We start from the raw sequence: 6,114 nt of genomic DNA, 5'->3' as shown, positions 1-6,114 counted from the left end.
GGCGCTGCGCTAGCGCAGCGCCGGAGCCGACCAAATCATGAACAGTGTCACCCATCCATCCGGTCTGTTCTGTTACCAATCCATCCGCTGGACAGGCCGCAATCACCGAGTTTCAATTAAACGCCATCCCGCCACTCAGCGCGATCGTCTGCCCGGTCATGTAGGCGTTGTCGACCAGCAGCATCACGGCCTTCGCCACCTCATCCGCCGTGCCGAAGCGGCCGAGCGGGATGCGGCTGATGAGTTGCGGCTGGCCGCTCATCATGTCGGTCTCGATCAGCGACGGCGCTACCGCATTCACGGTGATGCCCTCCTTCACCAGCCGCGCCGCGTAACCGCGCGTGAGGCCCTCCATGCCGGCCTTGGAGGCGTTGTAGTGCGGGCCGATCGAGCCAGCGCCGCGCGCGGCACCCGAGGAGACGTTGACGATGCGGCCCCACTTTCGCGCGCGCATCGACGGCAGCACGGCCTGTGTGCACAGGAAGACCGATTTCAGGTTGACCAGGATGGTGCGATCGAAATCGTCCTCGGTGAGATCGTCGACGCCGCGCGTGATGGTGATGCCGGCATTGTTGACGAGAATATCGATCGGCCCGAGCCCGGCTCCGGCGCGCGCGACCATGTTGGCAACGGCCTCGCGCTGCGAGACGTCGGCGGCAACGACGATGGCACGGCCGCCATGTTGGCCGATCTCGCCTGCGAGCTGCTCGGCCTGTCCGATCTGCTCGCGGCAATTGATTGCCACGGCTGCGCCGGCCTCGGCCAGCGCGCGGCAGACGGCAGCGCCGATCCCGCGCGAGCCGCCGGTGACGAGCGCTACGCGCCCCTCCAGATCGTGCGCCATATCAGGATCTCCCCATGATTGCGTTAGTCGAAGTTTACCACGCCTGGCCGTGCGGGCGCGTTGAACTCATCGCGAGATGAATCCGCCTGTCAGCACTTGCAGCGGGAGGAACACCCCAGCGCGCCGCTGCCAAATATGGATAGCCATTTCATTGACCAATCGCGCCAATCGCTCGATATTCGAAGCATCGAAACTGCTCCTCGAGCTTGATGCCGCGATATGAGAACCGATCACCAGCGTAATCCTGACGACATGCACGCGTGCATGACGCGGCGCTGTTTCTCCGCGGCCACCGGCGCCTGTTGTTGTTGCTGACCACATCCTGGCAACGCCTCACACCGCAAATCCAAGACAGGAACGCCGAGATTTCGGCGAGCGAGCAGTCATGTCCCAAGCCCAGTTTCAAGCCCAGTTTCAGGCCCGGTCCAACGCCTACATCATCGAAATCCACGATCGCGCCGCTGGCATCATCACAAGAGATGAGCGCGGCTTCCGCTTCTTCTCCTCCGAGCGCCTGTTCGACAGTCTCGAAGGCCGTCAGTTCCGCTCGGCACGCGAGGCCGAGCGCGCCGCGCGTGCCGTGTTCTCGGAGCGGAGCCGGCGCGCGAGCTAGATCAACTCCGGCGGTGGGCCCTGGTGCGTGCCGCCTTCTTTGCGGCCGTGGAGCGGACCTTGGCGCCCTTGGTGTGGCTCGCCTTCCGTGCAGCGGCCGAGCGTGACGCAGCGGTTCGCCGGCTCGCGGCGCGCTTGCCCTGCTTCGACAGCGCACTCCGCGATGCGGTCGAGCGCGGCTCCTTCTTCAGGACGCCTTCGACGGCCCGCGAGACGCGCGGACGGCGCTTCGGGGTGCGTTTGCCCTGACCGGCCTCATAGGCGTATTTGGCGCTGCGGCGCGTCGCCTTCTTGACGCGTCCTTTGCGCGGCGGCGGCAGATCGACGCCGGCGCGGCGCGCCTCGGACAGGCCGATGGCGATGGCCTGGCGCGCCGAGCGGGCGCCATGCTTGCCTTTCCTGATCTTGTCGATCTCGTCCTTGACGAATTCACCGGCCTGCGTGCTGGCGGATTTGCCGGCGCGCTTGTCCCGCTTGGCTTTACGAATGACTTCCTGTCTTGGCATGGGTCGAGTTCCCTCTTGCAATCGCAAAGGTGTCCAACCGCAACGCGCGACGCGGAAGATTGATCCTATCAGCCCCTCAACGCCGCGAGCAATTCATCGGGCCGCTCGGCCATGATCATGTGGCCCGCGCCCGGCACCACGATTGTTTTCGCATGCGGGATCGCGGCGGCGAGCGCCTTGCCGGCCTTCGCCGGCGTCATCATGTCCCGCTCGCCGAGGATGAGGGTCGCAGGCACCTTCACGCTCGCCGCCGCAGCAAGCGCATTCGCGTAGGCATTGCAAGCCGACAAATCCTTGAACAGCACGCCCGGCTCGCAAGCTTGAAGCACCGCCTGCGCGCCGCCATGCATCCACAGGCCCGGCGCGAGACTGCCGCCGAGCTCGGCGTTGAAGCCGAGGCCCCAGATCGAGACCATGTCGAGCGCGTCCTGCTCGTTGGCTTCGGCCGCTTTCAGCAGATCCGGGCCGACCGTCATGGTCGCGGCCGTGCCGATCAGGCTCAGCGCCGAGACCTTGGCCGGGTGCCGTGCCGCGGTCTCCAGCGAGATCAACGATCCCATGGAATGGCCGATCAGGTGCGCCTTCGCTGCGCCCGCCGCACCGAGCAACGCCGCCGTCCAGTCGGCCATGTCAGCGATACTTGTGAGTGACGGCCCGGCCGAGCGGCCGTGGCCGGGCAAGTCCGGAGCGAGAACGCCAAACCCGTGATGGGCGAACCAGCGCGTGTGCAGCGCCCAGGTCGAATGATCGAAGCCGGCGCCGTGGATGAAGGCGACCGTGGGCAGCGCCTTGTCGAATTCGCGGCCGCCGGTTGCGGCAAACACCTCGGCGCCGTTGACGGAGAGCTTCATCGTGTCAAACCTTCTGCGAGATGCGCAGCGCCTGCGCGAGATCGTCGATGATGTCGCTGGCGGCCTCGATGCCGACCGACAGCCGCACCAGCTCCTCGCCGATGCCGGCAGCCCTAAGCTGCTCGGCGTCCATCTGCTGATGCGTGGTCGAGGCCGGGTGGATCACCAGCGTCTTGGCGTCGCCGACATTGGCGAGATGGCTGATCATGCGCAGCTGTTCGATGAACTTGCGGCCCGCAGGCCGGCCGCCCTTGATGCCGAAGGAGACGATCGAGCCCGCCCCGCGCGGCAGCAGCGTCTTCGCGAGCTGGTAGTCGGGATGGTCCTCCAGCGCGGGATGCAGCACCCAGTCCACGGCCTTGTTGGATTTCAGCGCCTCCAGCACGAGATGCGTGTTCTGGATGTGGCGATCCATGCGTACGCCCAGCGTCTCGACGCCTTGTAAAAGCTGGAACGCGTTGGTCGGCGACAGGCAGGCGCCGAAATCGCGCAAGCCTTCGGTGCGCGCCCGCATGATGAAGGCCGCCGTGCCGAACTGCTCGTCGAAAACGATGCCGTGATAGCCGCCATAGGGCTCGGTCAGCACGCCGAACTTGCCCGACGCGCGCCAGTCGAAGCGGCCGCCATCGACGATGGCGCCGCCGATGGCGATGCCGTGACCGCCGATCCATTTGGTCGCCGACTGCATCACGATGTCGGCGCCGAGCTCGATCGGCCGGCTGAGATAGGGCGTCGCAAAGGTGTTGTCGATCAGCAGCGGAATCTTTGCCTCATGCGCAATCGCGGCGACCTTCGGGATATCCAGCACCTCAAGTCCGGGATTGCCGATGGTCTCGCCGATCACGAGCTTCGTGTTCGGCTCGATCGCCTTCCGGAACGCATCATGATCGCGCGGCTTCACGAAAGTCGTGGTGATGCCGAAGCGCGGCAGCGTGTGCGCCAGCAGATTGATGGTGCCGCCATAGAGCGAGCTCGACGCCACGATGTGGTCGCCGGCATTCAGAAGCGTCGCGATGGCGAGATGCAGCGCGGCCATGCCGCTCGCGGTGCAGATCGCGCCAACGCCGCCCTCCAGCGCCGCGAGCCGCTCCTCCAGCACGCCGGTAGTGGGGTTTGAGATGCGCGTATAGATGTGGCCGGCGCGCTCCAGATTGAACAGCGCCGCCGCGTGATCGGAATCCTGGAACACGTAGGACGTGGTCTGGTAGATCGGCACTGCGCGGGCGCCGGTCGCGGGATCCGGATGCTGGCCCGCGTGCAGGCTCAGGGTCTCGAAGGCAGGCGGTTTTGGCGCGGGCATGCGTGGCCTCGTTGGTCGATCGGCGATGGCGGCCGTTGTGCCACAAAAACGCGCGCCACGTCAGCCCATTGACAGTCTCGCGCGGGCTCGCGCAGCGCTATGCACTCGCGCGGATGGCCTGCTCGATGCTCCGCGCCTCGCGCAACAATATCTCCGCAACCTCCTGCTCGCGGCGGGGGCCGAGCCTCGTCCGAACGGCGGACACGGTCATCGCCGCCGCAGGGCGCCCGTCCGGGGTCTTGATCCAGGTGGAGATCGACGTCGTGCCCTGCACGAGACCGATCTCCCGCATGCCATATCCGCGCCGCCGCGCCGCGGTGACCTGGCCGAGCACGGTTGCGGCGTCGGTCCGATAGGCCTCGAACCGCTTCTCGTTCGCTGTGACAATTTTTCGCGCGTCTGGCGCCGGCAGCGCGGCGAGGATGGCGACGCCGGCGCTGGAGACGCCGAGCGGGCGGCGCGCGCCGACCTCGATCGACAGCACCTGGATCGGATAGGCGCCGATCCTGCGATCGACGCACAGCGTGTCGTTGCCGGTGCGCACCGTCAGGAACAGCGTGTCGCCGATTTCGGCGGAGGCGCGTCGCAGCGAAGGACCTGCGGCCACCAGCAAGGGCGAGGGCCGGGAACGCGCGAGCGCCAGCTCCGGCACCTGGTTGCCGATCGCGTAGCGGCCGGTTCTGTCGTGCCGCTCGACGATGCCTTCCTCGATCAGCACGTGAACAATGCGGTGCACCGTCGGGCGCGTCAGCCCGGTTGCCTGCACCACCTCGGCCAATGGCACACCGTCTTCGCGGCCTGCGGCAAGAATACGCAGCACCGACAATGCGCGACGGATCGCTTGCGCACCCTGTCGCGGTTCCAGCGCGTTGCGCGCGGATCTTGAGGAATGGGCTTGGTCCATATTATGGACAAGAACGCCACAATTCACTCGACAGGTAAAGCGCTCATCTGGAGATTGCGCGCCGATCGAGCGCCGTGCACAACGGCGAAGCGCTCGAAGTGGGTTGGAAGCGCCGCCGGGAGGTTAACATGAAATTAATCGCGATTGCCATGGCCGTCGTCACTGCGATGCTGGCGGGGCCCGCGTCGGCCCAGCAATGGCCGGCGCGCAGCGTCAAGCTGATCGTGCCGTATCCCGCCGGCGGCAATGTCGACAGCGCCGCGCGCATCATCGCCGACAAGCTCCAGGAAAAGCTCGGCCAGCCCTTCATCATCGAGAACAAGGCCGGTGCCGGCGGCATGATCGCGGGCGAGGCCTTCGCGAAATCGGCGCCCGACGGCTACACGCTGTTCGTCGGCGCCAATGGTCCGGTCCTGTTCGCGACCGAGATCAACAAGCGCGACGCCTATCATTGGAAGAAGGACTTCCTGCCGATCTCGACCATCTCGATGACACCGCTGGTGCTTGAGGTTCATCCGTCGGTGCAGGCCACAACCTTCAAGGAATTCATCGAGCTGGCCAAGCGCGAGCCCGGCAAGCTGACCATGGCCTCGCCCGGCCCCGGCACCACCAACCATCTGCTCAGCGAGCTGATGCAGTCGAGTCTCGAGCTGCAATGGGTCACCGCGCATTACCGCGGCAACGCGCCGGCCATCAACGATTTGCTTGGTGGCCAGGTGCAGTTCGCCTTCGACCAGCTCACGGTCAGCCTCCAGCACATCAAGGCCGGCCTGTTCCGTGCGCTCGCCGTCACCAGCCCGCATCGCCTCAAGTCGCTGCCCGACGTGCCGACCTTCGCCGAGCTCGGCTACAAGGACTTTGACGGCCAGACGTTTACGGGCCTGTTCGCGCCCGCAGGCACGCCGGCGCCGATCGTGGACAAGCTGCACGAGACGCTGGTTGCGATCCTGAAAGATCCGGGCGTAGTCGATAAGTTCGACAATCTCGGCGGCGAAGCCGTCGCGATGACGCCCGACGAGTTCAGGGCATATCTCGAGCGCGAGGACGCCAAATGGATTCCGGTCGTGCGCAAGGCCAACATCAAGGCTGACTGAGCG

General features: G+C 66.0%; 7 protein-coding genes. 2 read left to right on the top strand and 5 right to left on the bottom strand.

Features of this window, described 5'->3' with window-relative positions; all coding sequences use genetic code 11:
* Positions 1 to 112 precede the first annotated feature (112 nt).
* Positions 113 to 844 (bottom strand): SDR family NAD(P)-dependent oxidoreductase, encoded by a 732-nt coding sequence (locus ABID59_RS29640; protein WP_354085698.1) that lies wholly within the window; start codon positions 842 to 844, stop codon positions 113 to 115.
* Positions 845 to 1,229: 385 nt separating this feature from the next.
* On the opposite strand from ABID59_RS29640, the gene ABID59_RS29635 reads away from it, so the two are divergent.
* Complete coding sequence (locus tag ABID59_RS29635) at positions 1,230 to 1,457, top strand: hypothetical protein (protein ID WP_148749875.1); 228 nt, start codon at positions 1,230 to 1,232, stop codon at positions 1,455 to 1,457.
* 1 nt (position 1,458) lies between these two features.
* Here ABID59_RS29635 and ABID59_RS29630 read toward each other — a convergent pair whose 3' ends face one another.
* From ABID59_RS29630 to ABID59_RS29615, 4 genes are all read right to left on the bottom strand, one after another.
* Positions 1,459 to 1,962: a DUF6496 domain-containing protein gene (locus ABID59_RS29630; RefSeq protein WP_354085697.1), complete on the bottom strand. Its 504-nt coding sequence runs from the start codon at positions 1,960 to 1,962 to the stop codon at positions 1,459 to 1,461.
* Positions 1,963 to 2,030: 68 nt separating this feature from the next.
* Entirely contained in the window at positions 2,031 to 2,813 is a 783-nt protein-coding gene (locus tag ABID59_RS29625; RefSeq protein ID WP_148749877.1) for an alpha/beta fold hydrolase, read from the bottom strand.
* A gap of 4 nt (positions 2,814 to 2,817) precedes the next feature.
* Positions 2,818 to 4,113: an O-acetylhomoserine aminocarboxypropyltransferase gene (locus tag ABID59_RS29620; RefSeq protein WP_354085696.1), complete on the bottom strand. Its 1,296-nt coding sequence runs from the start codon at positions 4,111 to 4,113 to the stop codon at positions 2,818 to 2,820.
* 97 nt (positions 4,114 to 4,210) lie between these two features.
* On the bottom strand, positions 4,211 to 5,017 hold the full coding sequence (locus tag ABID59_RS29615) for an IclR family transcriptional regulator (RefSeq protein ID WP_354085695.1): 807 nt from the start codon (positions 5,015 to 5,017) through the stop codon (positions 4,211 to 4,213).
* A gap of 128 nt (positions 5,018 to 5,145) precedes the next feature.
* Between ABID59_RS29615 and ABID59_RS29610 the strand changes: the two genes are divergently transcribed.
* Positions 5,146 to 6,111, top strand: coding sequence for a Bug family tripartite tricarboxylate transporter substrate binding protein (locus tag ABID59_RS29610; protein ID WP_354085694.1), 966 nt, complete (start codon positions 5,146 to 5,148; stop codon positions 6,109 to 6,111).
* The last annotated feature ends 3 nt before the right edge of the window (positions 6,112 to 6,114 follow it).

Origin of the sequence: Bradyrhizobium sp. S3.3.6 (assembly GCF_040546905.1) — a bacterium.
Classification (GTDB): domain Bacteria; phylum Pseudomonadota; class Alphaproteobacteria; order Rhizobiales; family Xanthobacteraceae; genus Bradyrhizobium; species Bradyrhizobium cytisi.
The sequence above is the reverse complement of the archived record's forward strand: the minus strand, read 5'-3'. Positions and strand labels throughout refer to the sequence as shown.